Source organism: Rothia santali, assembly GCF_024199905.1.
Taxonomy (GTDB): Bacteria; Actinomycetota; Actinomycetes; order Actinomycetales; family Micrococcaceae; genus Rothia; species Rothia santali.
On the sequence record NZ_JANAFB010000028.1, the window covers coordinates 21,455 to 42,754 of the forward strand.

The window sequence follows — 21,300 nt, forward strand, 5'->3', positions numbered from 1 at the left end:
CTCCCGGGACCGGTCTCAGGCACGGGTCTCGGGGGCCTCGGTCCGGTGGTCCTCGGCGATGCGCTCGTGGTGGCGGATGACCTCGCTGATGATGAAGTTGAGGATCTTCTCCGCGAACTCGGGGTCGAGGTGGGCGGCCTCGGCGAGCCCCCGCAGCCGCTGGATCTGGGCGGCCTCGCGGCCGGCGTCGCCCGCGGGGAGGTGGTGCTGCGCCTTGAGATAGCCCACGCGCTTCGTCGCGCGGAAGCGCTCGGCCAGCATGTGCACCAGCGCGGCGTCGATGTTGTCGATGGTCTGCCGAATGCCCAGCAGCTCCTCGAAGATCGCGGGGTCGACGTCGCTGAGCGAGGTCGCGCTCGCGTCGAACTCGAGGTGGGCCGAGGTCTCGGGCTCGAGGCCCTGGGGCGGGGTCGCGTGGGGGTGTTCCGTCATGATGGGCCTATTCTACCGATCCGCGGAGAGCGCCCGCGGACCGACCCCGCTCCGCCGCCCGAGGCGCGGTGGGAAGCGGGTGGTCGCGTGGCGGGCCGCGAGGGATCGAGCGGAGCGACGCGGATGGTCGGGCGGCGCCACGCGGGTCGTGGAGCCGGGCGGCGGGAGGCGGGTCGTCACGCAGTAGCACGCCGCGCGCGGCGCGCCGGCTCAGGCGTGGACGTCGGGCCGGTCCAGCGAGTAGGCGCGGTGGATCGTGGCCTGGCCCAGCACGCGCGTGCCCTGGTAGATCACCAGGGTCTGGCCGGGCGCGACGCCGCTCAGCGACTCCCGCAGCTGGACCACCAGCTCCAGCGCGGGCGCGCCGTCGACCTCCCCGTGCTCGAGGTGCGCCGTGGCGGGCACCGGGTCCGCGTGAGCCCTGACCTGCGCCATGACCTCGAAGGGCTCAGAGCGGGCGCCGGGGGCGGCGTCGGCGGCGTAGAACGCGCGGGCCTGCTCGACGGGCTCCCCCGCCCAGCTCTCGCGCGTGCCGCGGATCTCGTCGACCGCCAGCAGCTCGCGCGGGCCCACCACGACCTCGTTGGTCTTGGGCCGGATCTCGAGGACGAAGCGGGGCTTGCCGTCCGCGGCCGGGCGGCCGATCGACAGGCCCTTGCGCTGGCCCACCGTGAACGCCCGGGCGCCGCGGTGGGTGCCCAGGACCTCGCCCTCGGTGTCCCGGATCTGGCCCTCCTCGAGCTCGATCCGCTCCTCGAGCCAGCCGCGGGTGTCCCCGTCGGGGATGAAGCAGATGTCGTGGGAGTCGGGCTTCTGGGAGATCGCGAGGCCGCGCTCGGCGGCCTCGGCCCGGACCTCGGCCTTGGTGGGGGTCTCGGCCAGCGGGAACAGCGAGTGGCGCAGCTGCTCGTGGGTCAGCACGCCCAGCACGTAGGACTGGTCCTTGGCCCAGTCGGCGGCGCGGTGCAGCTCGCGGTTGCCCTCCGCGTCCTCGACGACCTTCGCGTAGTGGCCGGTGCACACGGCGTCGAAGCCGAGCGCCACGGCCTTCTCCAGCAGCGCGGCGAACTTGATCTTCTCGTTGCAGCGCATGCAGGGGTTGGGGGTGCGGCCGTTGGCGTACTCCTCGATGAAGTCGTCGACCACGTCCTCCTTGAAGCGGTCGGAGAAGTCCCAGACGTAGAAGGGGATGCCCAGGGCGTCGCACACACGCCGGGCGTCCATCGAGTCCTCGATGGTGCAGCACCCACGGGAGCCGGTGCGCAGGGTCCCGGGCATGCGGGACAGGGCGAGGTGCACGCCGACGACGTCGTGCCCGGCGTCCACGGCGCGTGCGGCCGCGACGGCCGAGTCGACGCCGCCGCTCATCGCTGCCAGTACCTTCATGTCCGCCCCTCGCCTCGCTCTCGAGCCCGGGCCGTTCGACCCGGGCGATCAGCCCGCGACTCTACAACGCGCCCGGCGGGCGCACAATTCCCCCGGTCACACCGGGGCGGTGCATGCGGCACGGCGCCGTCGGGTCCCGCCGGCCCGGCTCACCCGCGGTCGCGGGGTGGCCGCTCAGGCCCAGCGCGCGCTCGGCGCGTGGTCCGCCATCCCCGCGCCGCGGGCCTGGGCGTAGGCGGCCGGGATGACCTCGAGCAGGCGCTCGACGTCGGCGGCCGTGCTCGCGTGCCCCAGGGTGAAGCGCTGCGCGCCGCGGGCCTCGGCCTCCCCCACCCCCATCGCGAGCAGGACATCGGAGGGGCGCGGCACCCCGGCGTTGCAGGCGGATCCGGTGGAGCTCTGCACGCCGGCCATGTCCAGCAGGAACAGCAGCGAGTCGCCCTCGCAGCCGGGGAACGTGAAGTGGGCGTTGCCGGGCAGCCGGGACGCGGGCCCCAGGTCGGCGGGGCCGCGCAGGACGGCGTCGGGAACGGCCTCGGCCATGCCGGCGACGAGGCGGTCCCGCAGGAGGCGAATGCGCTCCGACTCCGCGGCCAGGTCCCCCGCGGCCTCGCGGATCGCGGCGCCGAAGCCCGCGATCGCCGGGGCATCGATGGTCCCCGAGCGGACCTCGCGCTCCTGCCCGCCGCCGTGGATCAGCGCCTCGAGCGGAGCCGTGCGGGTCGCGACGAGCACCCCCACCCCCATCGGGGCGCCGATCTTGTGGCCCGAGAGCGCCATCGTGGTCGCCCCCGAGCCGCGGAAGTCCAGCGGGACCGCTCCGAGGGACTGGACGGCGTCGGTGTGGAACGGCACCCCGGCCGCGGCCGCGATCGCCGCGAGCTCCGGGACGGGCTGGACCGTGCCCACCTCGTTGTTGGCCCACATGACGGAGACGAGCGCGACGTCGTCCGCGCCGCCCGCGAGCAGCCGCGCCAGGTCCGCGGGGTCCACCCGCCCGGCGTCGTCCACCGGCAGGCGCTCGAGGCGCGCGCCCTGGCGCCGGGCGAGCCACTCGGCGGGGTCGGCCACGGCGTGGTGCTCGACCGCGGAGACGATCACCCGGGGGCGGTCGGCCTCGGCGTTGCGGCTCCAGAACATGCCCTTGATGGCGAGGTTGTCCGCCTCCGTGCCGCCGGAGGTGAAGATCACCTCGGCCGGGTCCGCTCCCACGGCCGCCGCGACCCGCTCGCGGGCCTCCTCGACGACGCTGCGGGCGGACCGCCCGGCGGAGTGCAGGGAGGAGGGGTTGCCGCCGCGGCGCAGCTGCTCGGTGGTCGCTTCCAGGGCGGCCCGGCTCACCGGAGCCGTGGCCGCGTGGTCGAGGTACACGCGCTGCACGAGAAGTCGTCCTCCTGGTCTGGTGGGTCTGGTGGCGGGAGCACGGACCGTGTGACGGGCCCGGGCTCGGGCGATGCGTCCAGTGTAGTCCGGCCCCGGCGGGAGCGGACCGCCGGGGCGGGCGGCCCCGTCCTCCGGCCGGGCGGGCGAGGGCCTAGACTGGCTCGGGTGTTCCATCTGCTCTTCTACACCCCGGAAATCCCCGGCAACACCGGCAACGCGATCCGACTCGCGGCCGTGACCGGAGCCCACCTGCACCTGGTCGAGCCGCTCGGCTTCGACTTCGCCGACGCGAACCTGCGCCGCGCGGGCCTGGACTACCACGACCTCGCGGTCGTGACCGTCCACCCTTCGCTCGAGGCCGCGTGGGAGGCCCTCGGCCCGGCCCGCGTGCTCGCCTTCAGCACGACCGGCACGCGGGGCTACGCCGACGTGCGGTACCGCGACGGCGACGTCCTGATGTTCGGCCCCGAGTCGGTGGGCCTGCCCGAGGAGGTCCAGGCCGACCCGCACGTGAGCGAGCGGGTCCGCATCCCCATGCTGCCGGGCCGTCGCTCCCTGAACCTCGCCAACTCCGCCTCGATCGCTCTCTACGAGGCGTGGCGGCAGAACGGCTTCGACGGGGTGAGCTGACGCGCAGGACGGCCGGCCCCCGCGAGGGGACCGGCCGTCCTCAGGTGGCCGACCCCGTCAGGGGACCGGCCGTGTCCGCGCCGCGAGCCGGTGGGTGCCTCAAGGCCCCCGAAGCCTCAAGGCCCCCGAAGCCTGGAGAGCCCCGACACCTCGGCGCCGCCCGGGCCGGACGCCGTCGCCTACTGGCCGGCGTCGTCCGAGTTGCCGAGCGTGACCTCCGCGGTCTTCTGGGCCCCGCCCCGGGTGTAGGCGATCGAGATCTTGTCCCCCGGGGAGCTCTCGCGGATCGTGGCGGTCATGCCCTCGGCGTCGGTGACCCGGCGGCCGTTCACCGACGTCACGACGTCACCCGACTTCAGGCCGGCGTCCGAGGCCGGGGAGCCCCCGACCACCGAGCGCACCTCGGCCCCGTCGCTGAAGGACTGGCTGTCCCCCGCCGCGTGGCTGGAGACCGTGGCCCCCAGGTACCCGTGCTGCGCCGAGCCGTCGTCGATGATGTCCTGCGCGATGCGCTGGGCGTAGTCGATGGGGATCGCGAAGCCGACGCCGATGTTGCCCGACGCCGAGGACGTGCTGGACTCCGAGCCCGCCGAGGCAATGGCCACGTTGATGCCGATGACCTCGCCGTCCGCGTTGACCAGCGCGCCGCCCGAGTTGCCCGGGTTGATCGCCGCGTCGGTCTGCAGCACGTTCAGCGCGATGGTCGACTGGCTCTGCGCGCCGCCGGTCCCGCCGTCCTGGTCCGGGAACTGGAAGCGGAAGGGCGAGTTGCCCTCGGCGCCCTGGGAACCCTGCGAGGAGTCCGTGGAGTCCCCCTCGGGGGCGGCCGAGGAGGCCACCGAGATGGTCCGGGACAGGTTCGACACGATCCCGTCGGTCACGGTGCCGGACAGCCCGAGCGGCGCGCCGATCGCCACCGCGATGTCGCCCACGTTGAGCTTGGAGGAGTCGCCCAGCGTGGCCGGGGTCAGGCTCAGCCCCGAGGGGTCCACCTTGATCACGGCGAGGTCCGAGGTCGGATCCGTCCCCACGACCTGCGCGGTGCGGGCCGTGCCGTCGGAGAACTGGACCTCCACGGTCGCGCTGCTCGTCGCGCCGTCGAGGGTCACGACGTGCGTGTTGGTCAGGATGTGCCCCTGGTCGTCGAGCACGACGCCGGAGCCCGTCCCGCTCTCGCTGGACCCGTTGACCGAGATGGTCACCGTGGACGGCGAGGCCTTCTCGGCGGCGGCGGTCACCGCGTTGACGGAGTCGGTGTTGTTGACGATGGTCGTGGCCGAGGTGGCGCCCTGCGACGTCGACTGGGACGCCGTCGGGGTCATCAGCGCCGAGGTGCCGGCCGCCGCCCCGCCGCCCACGAGGGCCGCGAGGACCATGCCGGCGACCAGGGTGCCCGCGCCGAAGCGGCGGCGGCCGCTCTCCGCCCGCTCCCGGTCGTACGGGCTGCCGGCCGCCGGGCTCCCGAACGAGGCGCCGGGCTGGTACTGGTAGCCCGGCGCGGGCCCGTAGGCGCCGCCGGGCTCGGTCCCGGCCCGGCGCCGTAGCCGGGTCGGAGCCGTGCGCCGTCCCCGGCGCGCCGCCGGAGCCCGCGTCACGGGCCCCTCCGGGCTCGCCGGACGGGCCGTGGCCCGCCGGCTGGTGACCCGCCCCGGGGGCGGGCTCGCGACCCGGCTCCTGGGACCAGGGCCGGTCGTTTCTGGGGTACTCGCTCATCGCAGACCTTCTTCCACAATGTCTCTGCCGTTGTCTCCGATCATCGCGGAGACGGCTGTGGCCGTGTTGGGCGTTGTCTGGAAGTTGACTGGTGCTTCCCGCCCAAGCTCCTGCACATGCCCGGCCCCGACGGCCCGGGCCCCGCCCGGTGCGCGGGCGGGAATGCCTAGACTGTCGGTAGGCACATGAAATCATGGTGCACCGAGAGGGGCACCCGTGCCCCGGAAGCGAGGAGGCACCGTGTCACCAGCCCTGTCGTTCGTCGCCGCCCCGGTGGTGGGCGCCTCCGGGGGGAGCCTGCTGCTCCTCGCCGGGGCCCTGCTGCTGGGCGGCGTGGCCCTCCTCGGCGGCGGCGCGCTGTGGCTGCTGCAGCGGCGTCGCGAGCCGTGGCGGCGGCGTGCGGCCGCGGCGGGCAGCCCCCCGCCCGGAGCCGGGGGCGCGCCCGATCGCCGGGGCGCGGCGCCCGAACCGCTGGAGAGCCTCCGCGAGCGGGCCGGCTCCCTCCTGGTCGGCACCGACGACGCGATCGCGCACAGCGAGCAGGAGCTCGCCTTCGCCCAGGCCCAGTACGGCGAGGAGCAGACGGTCCCGTTCCGCGAGGCGATCGACCGCGCCGCGGGCCATCTGCGCCACAGCTTCCAGCTCCAGCGGCAGCTGGAGGACGACATCCCCGACGCCGAGAGCGACCGCCGCGCGTGGCTCGAGGAGATCGTGCGCGGCTGCGAGGACGCCCAGCGCTCCCTCCGCGAGCAGGAGCGCGGCTTCGCCGAGCTGCGCCGGCTCGAGGGCGACGCCGACCAGGCCGTGAGCCGCCTCGCCGAGGCCATCGAGGCGGCCCGGGGTCGCCTGCCCGAGGCCGAGCGCCAGCTGGCCGAGCTGCGTTCCCGCTACGCCGACTCCGCGACCGAGACCGTGGTCGAGAACGTCGCCGAGGCCGGCGAGCGGCTCGCCTTCGCCGAGCGCGCCGCGGCCGAGGCACGCGAGGCCCTCGCGGCGGGCGAGACCTCCGAGGGCGTGCTGGACGTGCGCGCGGGCGAGGAGGCGGTGGGCCAGGTGGACGGGCTGACCCGCGCGATCGCCCGCACCGGGGCCGAGATGCAGTCGGCGGCCCGCTCGCTCGAGGACTCCTCGCCCGGGCCCGGGCCGACCTCGCGGAGGCGCACGGGCTGCTGGAACGCGGCGGGTTCGGCGACCTCGCCGGCGCGACGGCGGGCGTCGAGAGCGTCGTGGAGGCGATCGAGCGCGAGCGGGCCGCGGGGCCGAGCGACCCGCTGGCCCACGCCCGCCGCCTGTCCGAGGCGCGCGCCGAGCTCGACCGCGGGCTGCGCAGCGTGCGCGACCAGAACCAGCAGGACCGCGCGGCCCGTGAGACGCTCGCCCACACCCTCGTCTCGGCCCAGGCGCGGCTCTCCTCCGCCTCCGACTTCCTGTGGTCCCGCCGCGGCGCCGTCGGTGCGGAGGCCCGCACCCGGCTGCACGAGGCCGAGCGCCACCTGGCGGAGGCCCAGCGGCTGCGGGCCAGCGACCCCTCCGAGGCGCTGACCAACGCCAACGAGGCGATCCGCCTGGCCGAGGACGCCCAGCGCCGGGCCATGGGCGAGGCCCGCGACTTCTCCTCCGGCCACGACCGGCGCGAGGGCGGGGGCATGGACTCCGCCGCCCTGGGCGGCATTGTGCTGGGGACGCTGCTCGGCGGCGGCCGGGGGCGCCGGATCGGCGGCTCCTTCGGGGGCGGGTTCGGCGGAGGGCCCTTCGGCAGTGGGCGGAACGAGCCTCCGGGCGGCTTCGGCGGCGGGTTCGGCGGCGGCATCGCCGGGCGGGACTGAGGGCCGGGCGCGGCGGGCGAGGTCGTCCACCCGCCGCGGCGGACGGCGTCGCGCTCCCGGTCCGGGGGCGGATCTGAGACGATGACAGCAGCGGGGCGCACCGCCACCGCGTATCGGCAAGAGAGGCAACCATGGTTAAGCAGTCCATCTTCGGGCGCATCGCCCAGCTCGCGAAGGCCAACATCAACTCCATGATCGATGCGGCGGAGGACCCGCAGAAGATGCTGGATCAGATGGTCCGCGACTACAAGAACAACATCGTGGAGGCCGAGCAGGCGGTGGCCCAGACGATCGGCAACCTCCGCATGCTGGAGGAGGACCACGCCGAGGACACCCGCGAGGCCGCCGAGTGGGGCCAGAAGGCCCTGGCCGCCTCCCAGAACGCCGACCGCCTCCGGGGCGAGGGCGACGCCGGCGGCGCGGACAAGTTCGACAACCTCGCCAAGGTCGCCCTCCAGCGGCAGATGACGGCTGAGAAGGAGGCCCGCGACGCCGAGCCGCAGATCGCCTCCCAGACCGAGACCGTCGCCAAGCTCAAGGACGGCCTGAACCGCATGCGGTCCAAGCTGGACGAGCTCGCCCGCAAGCGCGACGAGCTCAACGCCCGGCAGAAGAACGCCAGCGCGCAGAACCAGGTCAACGACGCGCTCCGGGCCTTCGACGTCATGGACCCCACCAGCGAGGTCAGCCGGTTCGAGGAGAAGGTGCGCCGCGAGGAGGCCCGCGTGCGCGGCGCCGAGGAGCTCGCGTCCTCGTCCCTGGATGCGCAGTTCGAGGCGCTCGAGGACCTGACGCAGCAGTCCGAGGTCGACGCCCGGCTCGCCGCGCTCAAGCGCCAGCAGTCCTGACCCCGTCGACGCCGACCCGGCGGCCGGCCCCGCGGGGTCGGTCGCCGGGTCGGCGTGGAGACGCCGACCGGTCGACCCCGTGGCCGACGACGCCGACCGCGACCGCGACCGAGGGAAGGAGCGCTCGTCCCTCGCGTCGCCCGACCACTCTGCCATCCCCTCCTGCCCGAAAGGACTCCCGTGCCCGACGACGCCGTGGACCTCGCGAGCTACCGAGACGTGTGCGGCCTCTTCGCCGCGCTCTCCTCCCCCGCCCGCGCCGCGACCATTCACCTGCTCAGCGACGGGGAGAAGACGGTGGGCGAACTCCACGACGCGCTCGGCATCTCCCAGCCCCTGCTCTCGCAGCACCTGCGGAGCCTGCGCGAGGCGCGGCTGGTGACCGGGCGCCGAGCGGGGCGCTCGATCTACTACAGCCTGGCCGACGAGCATGTGGCGCATATCTTCCTGGACGCGCTGACGCACATCCGGCACGAGGATGAGCCCTCGGGTGGGCGGGCAGCCGACGACGCGCCGCGGGACCGCTGACCTGCGACCGCCTTCGGACGGCTTCACGGCGGCCCTGAGCGCCCCCAACGGAGCCTGAGGCCCGCGTTGCCCGCCGCGATCGCGGCGAGCTCGTGGCACACCGCCCCCAGGCTTCGTCAGATGGCCCGGCCGGTCGGCGCGGTCGGGCGGCCCGACCGAGAGGCCGGGCCGCTTCGAGACCGGCGGCGTCCGAGCACGAAGAAGCCCCCCGACTTGGCTGATGCCTAGTCGGGGGGCTTCCCGTGTCTACCGTGAGACCTGCGTTGCGGGGACAGGATTTGAACCTGTGACCTCCGGGTTATGAGCCCGGCGAGCTACCGAACTGCTCCACCCCGCGGCGACTCATATAACTATACGGGCGACCTCGGGGGTCTGCAAGTCGAGAGGGCCATAAGTGGCCCATCTCACGATGAAGGCCGTCGAGGGCCTTCTTCGAGGTGCAGCGCTCCCCCGGTGGGCGGGACAGTCCCCCCCCGGATGGGCGGGACAGTCCTCCCCCGCTGGGCCGGGGGCAGCCCTCCGCGAGACGGGCCAGCCCGCCTCCCCGACCCCGGCAGTCCGCCATCGACTCGGTATCGGCCTTCCGGCCCGATGCCGTCCACCCGGCTCGGTCTCGGCCGCTCGCCCGGACCCGGCCCCCGCTGCTCTCGCGCCGGCTCGACGTCGCCGGTGGGCCAGGCGGTCCCCCGGGGCCGTACGCCGAAGGCCCGGCGGCCGGATCGCGATGATCCGGCCTCCGGGCCTCCTGGCGTCCCGCTGGGGGCTGAGCGCTACTCGCTCGGCGAGGGAGCCGGCGAGGCCGACTCGGAGACGCCGTCGGCCTCCAGCGCCCGGTCCAGGGCGTCCGCGAGGCGGTCCTGCGCCTCGCCGTAGGCCGTCCAGTCGCCGTTCTGCAGGGCCCGGTCCGAGTCCTGCAGCGCCTGGTTGGCGTCCTGCAGCGCGCCGTCGAGGCCCGCGCCCCCGCCACCGGCCGCGCCGTCGCCCTGGGCACCGGTGCCGCCCTGGGTGTCCGCCTCGCTGACGTCCACCCCGGCGTCGGCCGCGGTGTTGGCGCCGGAGTTGCCCTGGAAGACCTCGTCGAGGGCCTCCTCCAGGGTCGGCGCGAAGCCGACCTGCTCGCCGAAGCCGACCAGCACGCGGCGCAGCGTCGGGTAGGACGCGTCACCGCTGGACTGGACGTAGACCGGCTGGACGTAGAGGATGCCGTCGCCCACGGGCAGCGTCAGCAGGTTGCCGTTGACCACCTCGGAGGCGCCCTGGCGCAGCAGGTTCAGCTCCGTGGAGACGTCCGTGTCCGAGTTGAACAGGTTCTGCGCCTGGCCCGGCCCCGGGACCACCGAGGATCGCGGCAGCTCGAGCAGGTCCAGGTTGCCGTAGGTGTCCGCCTTGACCCCGTCCTCGCCGGTGCCCGCGTCGCCGTTGGCGGCCAGGAAGCCGTACATCACGTTGCGCGAGTTGCCGCCCGACTGCTGCGGGATGAAGGAGCTGGTCAGCGAGAAGGCCGCCTGGTCCTGACCCGGCATCTGCAGCGACTGGTAGTACGGCGGCAGGTCCGTGGCGGTGTCCTGCGTCGGGTCGTTGGGGATCTCCCAGACGTCGTCGCTGGCGTAGAAGCTGTTGGCGTCGGTCACGTGGTACCGGTTCAGCAGCTCGCGCTGGACCTTGAAGAGGTCCTCCGGGTACCGCACGTGGTCCATGAGCGCGGAGCTCATCTCCGAGTACGGCTTGATCGTGTCCGGGAAGACCTTCTGCCAGGCCTTGAGGACCGGGTCCTCATCGTCCCAGGCGTAGAGTTCGACCGAGCCGTCGTAGGCGTTGACGGTGGCCTTGACGGAGTTGCGGATGTAGTTGACCTGCTCGTTGGGCAGGGCCTGGGTCACGCCCGCCTGGGTCTGGCTGTCCGCCGTGGCGTCGCCGAGCTCGGTGGGCGTGGAGTAGGGGTAGTCCTGCGAGGTCGTGTACGCGTCCACGATCCACTTGACCTGGCCGTCCACGATCGCCGGGTACGGGTTGCCGTCCACGGTGAGGTAGGGGGCCACCTGCTCGACGCGGGTCGAGGGGTCGCGGTCGTAGAGGATCTGGGATTCGGGCCGCACGGCCTCGGAGAGCAGCAGGTCGGAGGACTGGTACTTGATGGCGTAGGCCAGGCGGTTGAACCAGTTGCCGATCCGGGGGCCGCCGTCGCCGCTGAACGTCGTGGTGGCGTCGCTCGCCTCGTCGTCGTCCGTGGTCTGCGGGCGGTCCAGCTCGAGGTCGGTGTCGCCCTCGGCGCCGCCCACGATCGAGTACTGCGGCGAGGACTCGCCGAAGTAGATGCGCGGCTCGTAGTCCTGGGAGATGTCGCCGGTCGCGGCGATGCCGGACTGGATGAACATCGGGCGGCCGTCGGCCTCCACCTGGTTGCCGTAGGCGGCCACGACGCCGAAGCCGTGCGTGTAGACCACGTGCTGGTTGTACCAGCCCTGGTTCTGGTTGGGGTTGAGCTCGCGGGCCGCGATGACGGTGTCCACGGTGTTGCCGTCGACGTCGTAGCGGTCCACGGACAGCGTCTGGCCGAACTGGTAGTACGGCCGGAACTGCTGCAGCTGCGCGAACGCGCTGGAGACCACGTTGGGGTCCAGCAGGCGGATGTTGGAGATCGACGGGGTGTCCCCGCCCAGCGCGCCCTGGCCGGCCTCGACCGTGGCGTCGTAGTCCTGGGTCTCCATGCCGGTCAGCCCGTAGGCGTCCCGGGTCATATCGATGTTGCGCTGGATGTACTGGTTCTCCAGGGTCTGCTCGGTCGGGTTGACCTGGAAGCGCTGGACGATCCACGGGTACAGGCCGCCGGCCACCAGCGAGATCACCAGCAGCATCGCGGTGCCGATGAGCGGGATGCGCCAGCGCCCGGCGATGGTGGAGTAGATGAACATCAGCGCGACGAGCAGGGCCGCGACGGCCAGGATCGCGTTGGTCGGGATGACCGCGTTGACGTCGGTGTAGAGGGCGCCGGTCCAGTCCCCGGAGTTCGACTGCAGGGTCGCGTAGCGGCCCAGCCAGAAGTTCACGGCCAGCGCGATCAGCAGCACCGCGGCGATGACGCCCAGGTGCAGCTTGAACGCCTTGGTGGTCTTGATCCCGCGCTCCTGGACGACGACGCCGCCGTACAGGTAGTGCATGATCAGCCCGGCGATGCCGGCGAAGATCAGCGCGGTGATGAGGAATCCGAGGACCATGCGCAGGAACGGCAGGGTGAACATGTAGAACCCGAGGTCCAACCCGAACTCGGGGTCGGTCTGGCCGAACGGCTCCTGGAAGATGAACAGCATGATGGTGTCCCACTGCGTCAGGATCGTCGACGCGGAGAACAGCCCGATGACCACCGGGATGGCGATCATCAGCAGGCGGCGCATCGGCTCGACGGCGCGCTGGTAGCGCTCCATGTTCTGGTTGAACACGGCCTGCAGGTCGGCCATGGGGTCCTGCCCGCCCTCGCGGGCGACGCGGGGCCGGGGCGCGGGGCGCTCCGCCGGCCGGAAGGACCAGGCGACGCGGAGGCTGACGTAGATGAACAGCGCCATCACGACGCCGGCCACGATGAACGCGGCGGCCTTGATGAGGTTCTCGCGCACGTAGACGCTGAGGAATCCGAGCTGGTCGTACCACATGACGTTGGTGTAGACCTGGGTCGCGAAGACGAAGGCGATGATCAGGGCGACGACGATGACCGCCGTCGTGATCAGGGGGCGGCGGCTCAGGGCGCGGCCCCGGGAGCCGCCGGAACTGCCTCTGGATGGACGGGAAGCTGATGGTCCTGTGGTCACGGTTTCCTCAAGGAGCGGTAATGGAAAAGGTCCCACCGGTCGGCGACGGTAACGGCGACGCGCCGGTCACAGCCATCGGCCGCTGCCCGGCGCACAGGCTGTGTCATCCTATTCTGCCTGGTTCGGCGGCCGAACGTGGAATCGGGCCGGGGGCGGCGGGTCGCCGGGCCGCCCGGCCGCGGACCGCCCCGTCAGTCGGAGGAGCCGGGCTCGCGGTTCAGTTCGAGGAGCCGGGCTCGCAGTGGGGGAACGACGCCGGGTCCTCGCCCGCCCCGATGCGCTCCACGGCGTCGGCCGCCTCGTCGAGGGTGCTCACCTCGACGACGGAGAGACCGTCCGGGACGTGACCGGCGACCTCGTCGCAGTTGTCGGTCGGGGCGAGGAAGACGGTGGCGCCGGCGTCGTGGGCGCCGATCAGCTTCTGGCGGATGCCGCCGATCGAGCCGACCTCGCCCTCCGCGTCGATGGTCCCCGTGCCGGCGAAGTGCCTGCCGCCGGTCATGCTGCCCTCGGTGAGCTCGTCGATGATGCCGAGGGCGAACATCGTGCCGGCGCTCGGCCCGCCCACCTGCTCGAGGCCGTAGGAGACCTCGAAGGGGAAGTCGAAGTCCCGCTGCAGGTAGAGGCCGATCAGGTAGCGGCCCGAGGAATCGTCGCGGCGGGGGGTGACCTCCGTGCTCCGCTCCTCGCCGTCCGAGGTGCGGTAGGTCAGCGTGGCCGGCGCACCGTCCCCCTCGTTCAGGAGGCGGCCGAGCTGGTCGTACCCCGTGATGGGCTCCCCGTCCAGCGCGAGCAGGACGTCGCCCTCCCCCAGCGCGGAGGCCGGGGCGTCGGGCGCGACGCCGGTGACCCGCAGCGTCTCGGTGTAGTCGATGCCGAGGTAGCCCGCGGCCGCGGCCTGGGCCGAGCTCTGCGAGTCGGTCATGTCGGCGACGTTCTGGGAGGCGACGTCCTCGGTGGTGAGGTCCGGCGAGTACACCGCGTCGGAGGGGAAGGCCGTGGACCCCGGGTCGAGCCACGCGCCGAGCACCGAGAGGGCGCTGGTGGGGCCGTTGGGCCCGCCCGAGACGTAGACCGTGGTCAGGTCCAGGTTGCCCTCGGTGGGGTAGGTCGGCAGGCCCTCGATGCCGATCAGCTGCGTGCCGTCGTGCTCCCCGATGGTGTTGAAGGTCGGGCCGGCGGCGTCGGTCACGAAGGCCGGGCGGGCGACGGCGCCCGCGGCGAGGAGGACGAAGGTCACGATCCCGGCCGTGGCCCCCAGGCTGGGCCGCCGGCGGCGGGCCCTCAGGGTGCGGGTGCGGCGCTGGGGCATGGCCGGTCCTTTTCGTCGTCGCTGCGGGGTCCACGCCATGCTAGCGCACCGGACCGCGCGCAGAATCTGTGCCAACAGCTGAAATTCCGCCCGCCCGCGTGCCGCGCCCCGCCGCGGTGATCTTTAATGGTGGGAGAGCAAGGACGTCAGCACGCCGGGGCCTCCGCTGCCCCGGCCCGACGAGGACCGTGAGGAATCATGACTTCGAACAACCCGAACGGCGGCCACGACGATCACGGGGAGAACCCGTTCGAGGAGATCATGCGCAAGCTCTCCTCGGGCCAGGGACTGAGCCCGGAGGACCTGCAGGGCATGGGCATGTCCATGGACCCGGCGATGATGTCGGGCCTGTTCGCCCAGATCCAGTCCATGATGTCGGGGATGAACTCCGACGGGTCGGTCAACTGGGACCAGGCCCGGCAGCACGCCCGGCAGCTGGCCAGCGGCGACTCGGACCCCGCCGTGACCGCGCAGCAGAAGTCGGCCGTCAAGGACGCGATGCAGCTCGCGCAGCTGTGGCTTGACCCGGTGACCGACTTCGGCCGGCCGCGCTTCGCTGAGGAGGCCTGGTCCCGGGCCGAGTGGGTCGAGAACAGCTTCGCCACGGTGCGCCAGATCTCGGAGCCGGTGGCCGCCTCGATCACCGAGGCCATGGGCGAGGCCCTGAACAAGCAGATGCCCGAGGAGCTGAAGTCGATGCTCGGCCAGGGCGCGTGGATGCTGACGGGCATGAGCGGCATGATGTTCGCGATGCAGCTCGGCCAGGCCCTCGGCGGCCTCTCCCAGGAGATCGTCTCCTCGACCGACATCGGCATCCCGCTGGCGCCCGACCGCAGCGCGCTGCTGCCCCGCAACATCTCCGAGTTCGGCGAGGGCCTGGACCTGCCGCCGCAGGAGATCATGCTGTTCCTCGCCGTCCGCGAGGCGGCGCACGTGCGGCTCTACCACTCGACCCCGTGGCTGCGGGAGAACATCATGGAGCTGATCGAGCGATACTCGCGCGGGATCCACGTGGACATGGACCGCATCGAGGAGGCCAGCCGCGACATCGATCCCTCCAACCCCGAGTCGATGCGCGAGGCGCTGGCCGGCGACCTCTTCCAGCCGCAGCTCACGGAGGACCAGGAGGTCACCCTGGCCCGGCTCGAGACGCTGCTGGCGCTCGTGGAGGGCTGGGTCGACCACGTCAGCACCGAGGCGACCAAGAACCTGCCCAGCGGGCCGGCCCTGACCGAGACCCTGCGGCGGCGCCGCGCCGGCGGCGGACCCGCGGAGAAGACCTTCGGGTCGCTGATCGGCCTCGAGCTGCGGCCCCGCCGCCTCCGCGAGGCCTCGCAGTTCTGGGCCGGCTACGCCGAGGAGCACGGCGTCGAGCAGCGCGACGCGCTGTGGAGTGCGCCCGAGAACCTGCCGACCGGAGAGGACCTCGACGAGCCGGAGCGCTTCGGCGAGACTCGTGGGCTGCTCAACGCCAGCGACGAGGAGATGGACGCCGCGCTGGAGAAGCTGCTCTCGGGCGGGTACGACGAGGACCAGGACGGCCAGGGTCAGGGCGACGGCTCGCAGGAGCCCAAGGACTCCTGACCCGGCTCCGCGGGCCCCAGCCCGCTCTGGTGCATCATCCCCTCTAGGAAGGCCTGCGCCCGCTCGACGTGCGGGTAGCGGGCCTCCAGTCGTTTGAAGCGCGCGTTGTGCGAGCCCTCGAGCAGGTGGCACAGCTCGTGGTGGATGACGTAGTCCAGCACGTACCCGGGGGCGCCGCGCAGGCGGTGGGTGATGCGGATGCTGCCCCGGGCCGGCGTCGCCGAGCCCCAGCGGGTGTTCTGGTTGGTGACCCAGCGGATGGACCGGGGGCGGACCTCCGGCCCCAGGTGGGCCTCCGCGACGGCCCGCGCCCGCTCGGCGAGCTCGGCGTCCGTGCCGGGGCCGCGGCCGGGCGAGCCGGCGACCCGCAGCCGCGGCAGCCAGCCGCTCCAGGTGCTCCAGCGCCTCGGCACGGCCCACGGACGCCGGCACCATGAGCGACGCCGCTCCCTCCCGCCGCGCCGAGACGGTCTTGCGCCGCCTCGGCGAGCGGCGGATCTCCACGGCGGGGCGGGCGGCGGTGGCGGCGAGGAGCTCCCGCGTCGGCAGTGAGGGCATGAGAGCATCCTAGCCCCGCGAGTCGCGCGGGCCCGCGCCTGTGGAGAAGGCCCGGACCGGCCGGCGTCGTGCCATGGTGGGATCATGCACGCCTCTGCCGCCGCCGCTCCCCGCCCGCCGGGCCCGGCCGGGTCCTGTTCATCGGGCTCGACGGACCCGCGCTGCGGGTGCTGTGCGCCCTGGCGGAGGCCCCGGGACCGCTGCCCTGCGTCCTGGAGCGCCGGAGCGTCACCGCGGGCGACGTCGCGGCGGGGCACTACCCGCGGCGGCTGCTGGGCCGGCCGCGGCTCGTCCACGCCTTCGCGCGGCTGGCGGGCCGGCGCCCGGACGCGGTGCCGCCGCCCGGGACGCGCGCGGAGGACGCCGTGCTCGCCGGGGCGGTGCGCCGGCGCCGGGCGGGCGGGCCGGGCGGCCACGTCGCGGAGGGGCTCGTGGCGCGGTTCGACCGGGTGGTGCAGACCCTCGCCCCGTGGCATCGCTACGAGTGGAACCCTCCACTGGAGCCGGACGTCCCGGTCCTGCAGCTCGTCGTGGGCGAGGACGGGCGGCTCCGGCGCTGCGGGACCTCGCGCTGGGCCGAGCGGGGCTGCCTCGACTGCGCGCTGCGGCGGGCCGAGGCGGCGCCTGCCGTGGGCTGGGAGGCGGTGGTCCGGGAGCTCACGACGCCGTCCGCCCCGCGCCCCGAGGCAACCGGCCTCTGGCCGGGCGACTGCCGGTGCCGCCTCGGCGCCGACCCGACCGCGTGAGCGGCAGGCTCAGCCCAGGTGGGCCGCGTTCGGCGCCAGGTCCTTGAGGAAGCGCGAGCGGCGCCGGTTGCCCCGCCCGCCCGGCGTCCGGGACAGCGACCACGAGAGCGAGAGCCGCTCCCGGGCGCGGGTGACGCCGACGTAGAGCAGGCGCCGCTCCTCGTCGATCTCGTCGCCCGTCTCGGCGAAGCCGATGGGCATCAGCCCGTCGCTCAGCCCGCACAGGAACACCGCGTCCCACTCCAGACCCTTGGCCGAGTGCAGGGAGGCCAGGGTGACCCCGTCCATGACCGGCGCGTCCTGGTGGGCCACGCGCCGCGCGAGGTCCTCCACGAGCATGGGCACGGTGAACTCGCCCTCGTGCGCCGCGGCCAGCCGGTCCGTGAGCGAGACGAGCGCGGCCAGCGACTCCCACTTGGCGCGCACCGCCCCTCCGCTGGCCGGCGGTCGGTCCTTGTAGCCCAGGGAGGCGAGGCAGTCGCGCACGATCTTGGTCGCGGGCTCCTCGCTCGCCGCCCGGGCCGCCGAGCGGATCTGCAGGATGCCCTGCTTGACCTCGGGCCGGTTGAAGAACTTCTCGGTCCCGCGCACCTGGAATCCGACGCCGGCGTCGGCCAGCGCCTGCTCGATCGCCTGCGACTGGCCGTTGGTGCGGAACAGCACCGCGATCTCCGAGGCGGGGACCCCGTCCCGGTGGATCAGGTCCTTGACGTCCTCCGCGATGCCGGCGGCCTCCTGCTCGTCGTCGGCGTACTCGAACCACTCGGGCTCGGGGCCGGCGGGGCGCTGGGCGCGCAGCTCCAGCGGGGGCGCCCAGGAGCCCGGCGTCGAGTCCTTGGCCGGGCGGCGGTCCGCGAGCAGCCGGTTGGCCAGCCCCACGACCTGCGGCGTCGAGCGGTAGTCCCGCACCAGCCGGATGACCTTGCCCTCCGGGTGCTGGGACGGGAAGTCCAGCAGGTGCCGGGAGGTCGCGCCGGTGAAGGAGTAGATGGTCTGCGAGGCGTCGCCGACGACGCACAGCTCCTCCCGCTTGCCCAGCCAGCAGCGCAGCAGCCGCTCCTGCAGCGGCGAGACGTCCTGGTACTCGTCCACCACGAAGTGGCGGTACTGCTGGCGGACGGCGGCCGCGACGGCGTCGTCCTCCTCCAGGATCGCGACCGTGGCCAGCAGGACGTCCTCGAAGTCGATCGCGTTGCGCTCGGTCTTGAGGTCCTCGTACCCGCGCATGACCCGGGCGAGGCTCTGCGGGGTGAAGCCCGCCGGGAGGTCGCGGTAGGCCAGGTGCTCCTCGACCGTCTCCGGGGTCAGCATCGAGACCTTGGCCCACTCGATCTCCGAGGCCAGGTCCCGGATCACGGCGCGGTCGGTGCTGAAGCGCAGCCGCGAGGCCGCCTCGGAGATGAACTGCGCCTTGTGCGCCATCAGCTGCGGCGGCGTGCCGCCGACCGCCTGGGGCCAGAAGTACTGCAGCTGACGCAGCGCGGCGGCGTGGAACGTGCGGGCCTGCACCCCGGGCGCGCCCAGCTGGCGCAGGCGGTTGCGCATCTCGTTGGCGGCGCGGGCCGTGAAGGTCAGGGCGAGCACGCGCTGCGGGACGTAGACCCCGGAGGCGATCCCGTAGGCGATCCGGTGGGTGATCGCGCGGGTCTTGCCGGTCCCGGCGCCCGCCAGCACGCACACCGGGCCGGTGATGCTCGTGGCGACCTCGCGCTGCTCCGGGTCGAGGCCCTCGAGGATCTGGTCCGGGCTGGGCGGGGCCTCGCCCTCGGCGACGGATTCCATGGCGTTCAGAATGTCCGGTCCTCCTCCGGTTCGGGCAGGGGCTCACCGTACCAGTCGGCGATGAGGTGGTGGGCGATCGAGACGGCGCCGGGCAGGATCAGGCGGCCCGCGCGCACCTCGGCGTCGAGCTCCTCGCGGGTGAACCAGCGGACGCGGGAGATCTCCCGGCCGTCGGGGCGGGCGGCGTCGAGGTCCGTCGCGCGGGCCCGGAAGCCGAGCATGAGCGAGCGCGGGAAGGGCCACGGCTGGGAGCCGCGGTACTCGACCCGGTCCACCGTGATGCCGGCCTCCTCCCAGATCTCCCGGGCCACGGCGGCCTCGAGGGACTCGCCGGCCTCCACGAAGCCGGCGAAGGTCGAGAACCGGCCCTCGGGCCAGCGGGTCGAGTGGCCGAGCAGGAGGCGCTCGACGCCGTCGTCGTCGGTGTGCGTGACCGCGGCGATGATCGCGGGGTCGGTGCGCGGGAAGATCTCCCGGTCCTCGGCCAGGCACAGCCGCGCCCAGCCGCCGTGGGAGATCCGCGTGGCCGAGCCGCAGGCGGGGCAGTGCGGGCTCTCGGAGTGCCAGGTGGCCAGCGCGACGGCGATGGTCGCCCAGGTGGACTCCTCGGCGTCGAGCCGGGGGGCCGCCTCGCGCAGGCCCTCCCACGTCTCGTCGGGCCGGCCGGGGAGGTCGCCGGGCCAGGGGTCGCCGGCCTCCATCTGCTCGGGCGGGGACTCAGGGCGGAAGTCGAGGACCACCGGGGAGCCGTCGGAGTGGGTGCCGAGATGGGCGAGCTCCTGATCCCCGCGCCGCTCCGCGCCCTCGCCGGCCAGCGCCTCGGCACCGCGCCAAGCCAGCCGGGCCGCGCCGTCCGCCTCGCGCACGGGCAGCGTGCCGTCCCGCAGCTCGAGGACGAGCACCCGCGCGTCGCCCAGGGCCGCCGCCACCGGGTCGTCCGTCTCCCGCTCCGCGTCGCTCCTGGTCACCGGGTAGGTGCCCAGGAGCACCGTCCCGAGCGGGGAGGCGGGGAAGACGTGTCGCGTGGGTCTCATGTTGCTCAGCCGGCTTTCATCTGTCTCTAGTAGTCTGAAGGACGTGACTTTGACACCGTTAACGTTAGCCGCTCTGGCCTCGGCGGGAGTCCCGGGGCTCTTCCCCGTGGCCGCGTACCCGCACGAGCCGGACAACCCCGAGTACAGCAGCGCGCTCGTGGTCGACTCGGCGCGCCAGCGGTGGATCGTGCGGGCGCCGGAGAACATCGAGGCGAGCGTGCGGCTGGAGACCGAGCACGTGATCCTGCACTCGTTCTCGCCGGGGCTGCGCGCCCGGCTGCCCTTCCAGCTGCCCACGGTGGTCGGATCGGCGGACCGCCACGGGCTGAAGTCCTTCGTCTACCCGGAGATCCCCGGCCAGATCGTGGAGATCGACGAGCTGGTGCGCCGCTCGCGGGTCGTCTCCCCCGAGCGCGAGCCGCTGGCCACCCAGATCGGCACGGCCCTGGCGACCATCCACACGCTGCCGGTGGAGCTGGTCCAGGAGGCCGACCTCCCGTTCTACTCGTGGGACCAGTGCCGGCAGCGGATGCTCGCGGAGCTGGACCACGCGGCCGGGACCGGCAAGATCCCCTCGGAGCTGCTGCGCCGGTGGGAGGGCTGGCTCGAGGACGAGTCGATGTGGCGGTTCAACCCGTCGGTGATCCACGGCGACCTCTCCGAGGAGAACATCGTGCTCGACGGCGACCGCATGACCGCGATCCGCGGCTGGCAGGACATGCAGGTGGCCGACCCCGCGAGCGACTTCGCGTGGCTCATGAGCTGCCCCGACCAGGACCTCGCCGACACGATCCTCGAGGTCTACTCGATGCAGCTGCCGCACGCCCCCGACCCGCACCTGCTGCGCCGGTCCTACCTGCACGCCGAGTTCGCGCTGGCCCAGTGGCTGGTCCGGGCCGTGGAGCAGGACGACCGCGCCACGATCAGCGAGGCCGTGTCGCTGCTGGAGACCCTCGCGGAGGACCTGCGGGAGTCCGGGGCGCTCAGCTCCTAGCCGCCCCGGCGGCGCCTACAGCAGCCCCAGCAGCCGCGCCAGCTCGCCCTCGTCCGCGATCCGCGCCGGCCTGACCGTCCGGTTCTCGGCCACGTAGTGGAAGGCCGCCCCGACGTCCTCGAGCGGGACCCCCATGAGCCGCGCGAAGCCGAGCCGGTAGACCGCGAGCTGCACCGCCCGGTGCTCGAGCCGCGCCCCCGTGGGCACGCGGCCGGTCTTCCAGTCGACCAGCTCCCACTCCGCTCCCCCGGCGGCGGGGTCGTTGCGGAAGACCGCGTCGATGCGCCCGCGCACCGTGAAGCCGGCGACCGGGGTCTCCAGCGGGAACTCCACGGCCCACGGCTGCCGCTGGTACCACGGGCTGGCCCGGAAGGCCTCCTGGAGCCGGCCGAGCTCGGGCTCCGCGCCCTCCTCCGGGTCCGTCAGGGCCTCGCCGAGGTCCAGCATGGCGGGGCTGCCGAAGTGCTCCTCGACCCACTCGTGGAACCGGGTCCCGGCGCGCGCCTGCGGGGCGGGACGGCGCGGCATCGGCCTCCGGAGCCCGGATCTGACCTGCTCGGGGTCCTCCGCGAGGCCCACGAGCAGGGACGCGCTGACGTGGGTGGGCGGGGCGGCCTCGGCCGGCGCCGCGGCGCGCTCCCGGCGCAGGGCCAGCAGCAGCTCGGTCTCCTCCGTCCAGGCCCGGGCCGTCCGGGCGTCGTCGTCCTCCTCGGGGTCCGCGGTCCGGGCGGGGGCCGACGC

Annotated in this window: 18 protein-coding genes and 1 tRNA gene; 8 read left to right on the forward strand and 11 right to left on the reverse strand. The window is 73.7% G+C overall.

The genetic code is table 11. From position 1 onward, the window contains the following. Positions 1-15: 15 nt before the first annotated feature. The 3 genes from NBM05_RS11045 to NBM05_RS11055 all read right to left on the reverse strand — a co-directional run bounded on the left by NBM05_RS11045 (position 16) and on the right by NBM05_RS11055 (position 3,198). On the reverse strand, positions 16-432 hold the full coding sequence (locus NBM05_RS11045; protein ID WP_254167293.1) for a chorismate mutase: 417 nt from the start codon (positions 430-432) through the stop codon (positions 16-18). A 210-nt stretch (positions 433-642) separates the two neighbouring features. Then, the gene (mnmA, locus tag NBM05_RS11050; protein WP_254167295.1) at positions 643-1,818 is read right to left on the reverse strand and encodes a tRNA 2-thiouridine(34) synthase MnmA; all 1,176 of its coding nucleotides are present in this window, start codon (positions 1,816-1,818) and stop codon (positions 643-645) included. Between the two features lie 174 nt (positions 1,819-1,992). Then, positions 1,993-3,198, reverse strand: coding sequence for a cysteine desulfurase family protein (locus NBM05_RS11055; protein ID WP_254167297.1), 1,206 nt, complete (start codon positions 3,196-3,198; stop codon positions 1,993-1,995). A 168-nt stretch (positions 3,199-3,366) separates the two neighbouring features. Here NBM05_RS11055 and NBM05_RS11060 point away from each other — a divergent pair, with 168 nt between their 5' ends. Beyond that, positions 3,367-3,831: a tRNA (cytidine(34)-2'-O)-methyltransferase gene (locus NBM05_RS11060; RefSeq protein WP_254167298.1), complete on the forward strand. Its 465-nt coding sequence runs from the start codon at positions 3,367-3,369 to the stop codon at positions 3,829-3,831. Between the two features lie 179 nt (positions 3,832-4,010). Here the strand turns inward: NBM05_RS11060 and NBM05_RS11065 are convergent, their stop codons facing one another. Next, the gene (locus NBM05_RS11065) at positions 4,011-5,426 is read right to left on the reverse strand and encodes a S1C family serine protease (protein ID WP_254167300.1); all 1,416 of its coding nucleotides are present in this window, start codon (positions 5,424-5,426) and stop codon (positions 4,011-4,013) included. Between the two features lie 358 nt (positions 5,427-5,784). Here NBM05_RS11065 and NBM05_RS11070 point away from each other — a divergent pair, with 358 nt between their 5' ends. From NBM05_RS11070 to NBM05_RS11085, 4 genes are all read left to right on the forward strand, one after another. Further along, positions 5,785-7,086 carry a hypothetical protein gene (locus NBM05_RS11070; RefSeq protein WP_254167302.1) on the forward strand — a complete coding sequence of 434 codons (1,302 nt, stop codon included), beginning with the start codon at positions 5,785-5,787 and terminating at the stop codon, positions 7,084-7,086. Positions 7,087-7,136: 50 nt separating this feature from the next. Beyond that, the gene (locus NBM05_RS11075) at positions 7,137-7,370 is read left to right on the forward strand and encodes a hypothetical protein (RefSeq protein ID WP_254167304.1); all 234 of its coding nucleotides are present in this window, start codon (positions 7,137-7,139) and stop codon (positions 7,368-7,370) included. 131 nt (positions 7,371-7,501) lie between these two features. After that, positions 7,502-8,218, forward strand: coding sequence for a PspA/IM30 family protein (locus NBM05_RS11080; protein ID WP_254167306.1), 717 nt, complete (start codon positions 7,502-7,504; stop codon positions 8,216-8,218). A 180-nt stretch (positions 8,219-8,398) separates the two neighbouring features. Next, positions 8,399-8,746: an ArsR/SmtB family transcription factor gene (locus NBM05_RS11085; RefSeq protein ID WP_254167308.1), complete on the forward strand. Its 348-nt coding sequence runs from the start codon at positions 8,399-8,401 to the stop codon at positions 8,744-8,746. A 263-nt stretch (positions 8,747-9,009) separates the two neighbouring features. On the opposite strand, the gene NBM05_RS11090 is transcribed toward NBM05_RS11085, so the two are convergent. The 3 genes from NBM05_RS11090 to NBM05_RS11100 all read right to left on the reverse strand — a co-directional run bounded on the left by NBM05_RS11090 (position 9,010) and on the right by NBM05_RS11100 (position 13,861). Then, positions 9,010-9,083, reverse strand: a tRNA-Met gene (locus NBM05_RS11090). 433 nt (positions 9,084-9,516) lie between these two features. Beyond that, positions 9,517-12,549: a UPF0182 family membrane protein gene (locus tag NBM05_RS11095; RefSeq protein WP_254167310.1), complete on the reverse strand. Its 3,033-nt coding sequence runs from the start codon at positions 12,547-12,549 to the stop codon at positions 9,517-9,519. Between the two features lie 217 nt (positions 12,550-12,766). Then, positions 12,767-13,861 (reverse strand): YlbL family protein, encoded by a 1,095-nt coding sequence (locus NBM05_RS11100; protein WP_254167312.1) that lies wholly within the window; start codon positions 13,859-13,861, stop codon positions 12,767-12,769. Positions 13,862-14,059: 198 nt separating this feature from the next. Here NBM05_RS11100 and NBM05_RS11105 point away from each other — a divergent pair, with 198 nt between their 5' ends. Continuing rightward, positions 14,060-15,445 carry a zinc-dependent metalloprotease gene (locus NBM05_RS11105; RefSeq protein WP_254167314.1) on the forward strand — a complete coding sequence of 462 codons (1,386 nt, stop codon included), beginning with the start codon at positions 14,060-14,062 and terminating at the stop codon, positions 15,443-15,445. On the opposite strand, the gene NBM05_RS11110 is transcribed toward NBM05_RS11105, so the two are convergent. Next, positions 15,409-15,858: a M48 metallopeptidase family protein gene (locus NBM05_RS11110; RefSeq protein WP_254167316.1), complete on the reverse strand. Its 450-nt coding sequence runs from the start codon at positions 15,856-15,858 to the stop codon at positions 15,409-15,411. The two genes, NBM05_RS11105 and NBM05_RS11110, sit on opposite strands and share 37 nt — an antisense overlap. Positions 15,859-16,071: 213 nt before the next feature. Here NBM05_RS11110 and NBM05_RS11115 point away from each other — a divergent pair, with 213 nt between their 5' ends. Continuing rightward, positions 16,072-16,749, forward strand: a complete 678-nt coding sequence (locus NBM05_RS11115) for a hypothetical protein (RefSeq protein ID WP_254167317.1) — start codon at positions 16,072-16,074, stop codon at positions 16,747-16,749. 9 nt (positions 16,750-16,758) lie between these two features. On the opposite strand, the gene NBM05_RS11120 is transcribed toward NBM05_RS11115, so the two are convergent. Further along, on the reverse strand, positions 16,759-18,531 hold the full coding sequence (locus NBM05_RS11120) for an ATP-dependent helicase (RefSeq protein ID WP_254167319.1): 1,773 nt from the start codon (positions 18,529-18,531) through the stop codon (positions 16,759-16,761). A gap of 5 nt (positions 18,532-18,536) precedes the next feature. Beyond that, complete coding sequence (gene nudC / locus NBM05_RS11125; RefSeq protein ID WP_254167321.1) at positions 18,537-19,565, reverse strand: NAD(+) diphosphatase; 1,029 nt, start codon at positions 19,563-19,565, stop codon at positions 18,537-18,539. A 43-nt stretch (positions 19,566-19,608) separates the two neighbouring features. On the opposite strand from nudC, the gene NBM05_RS11130 reads away from it, so the two are divergent. After that, positions 19,609-20,559, forward strand: a complete 951-nt coding sequence (locus NBM05_RS11130; RefSeq protein WP_254167323.1) for a phosphotransferase — start codon at positions 19,609-19,611, stop codon at positions 20,557-20,559. Between the two features lie 15 nt (positions 20,560-20,574). Here NBM05_RS11130 and NBM05_RS11135 read toward each other — a convergent pair. Next, positions 20,575-21,300, reverse strand: a 726-nt coding sequence (locus NBM05_RS11135) for a PD-(D/E)XK nuclease family protein (protein WP_254167324.1), incomplete at its 5' end; no start/stop codon positions are given.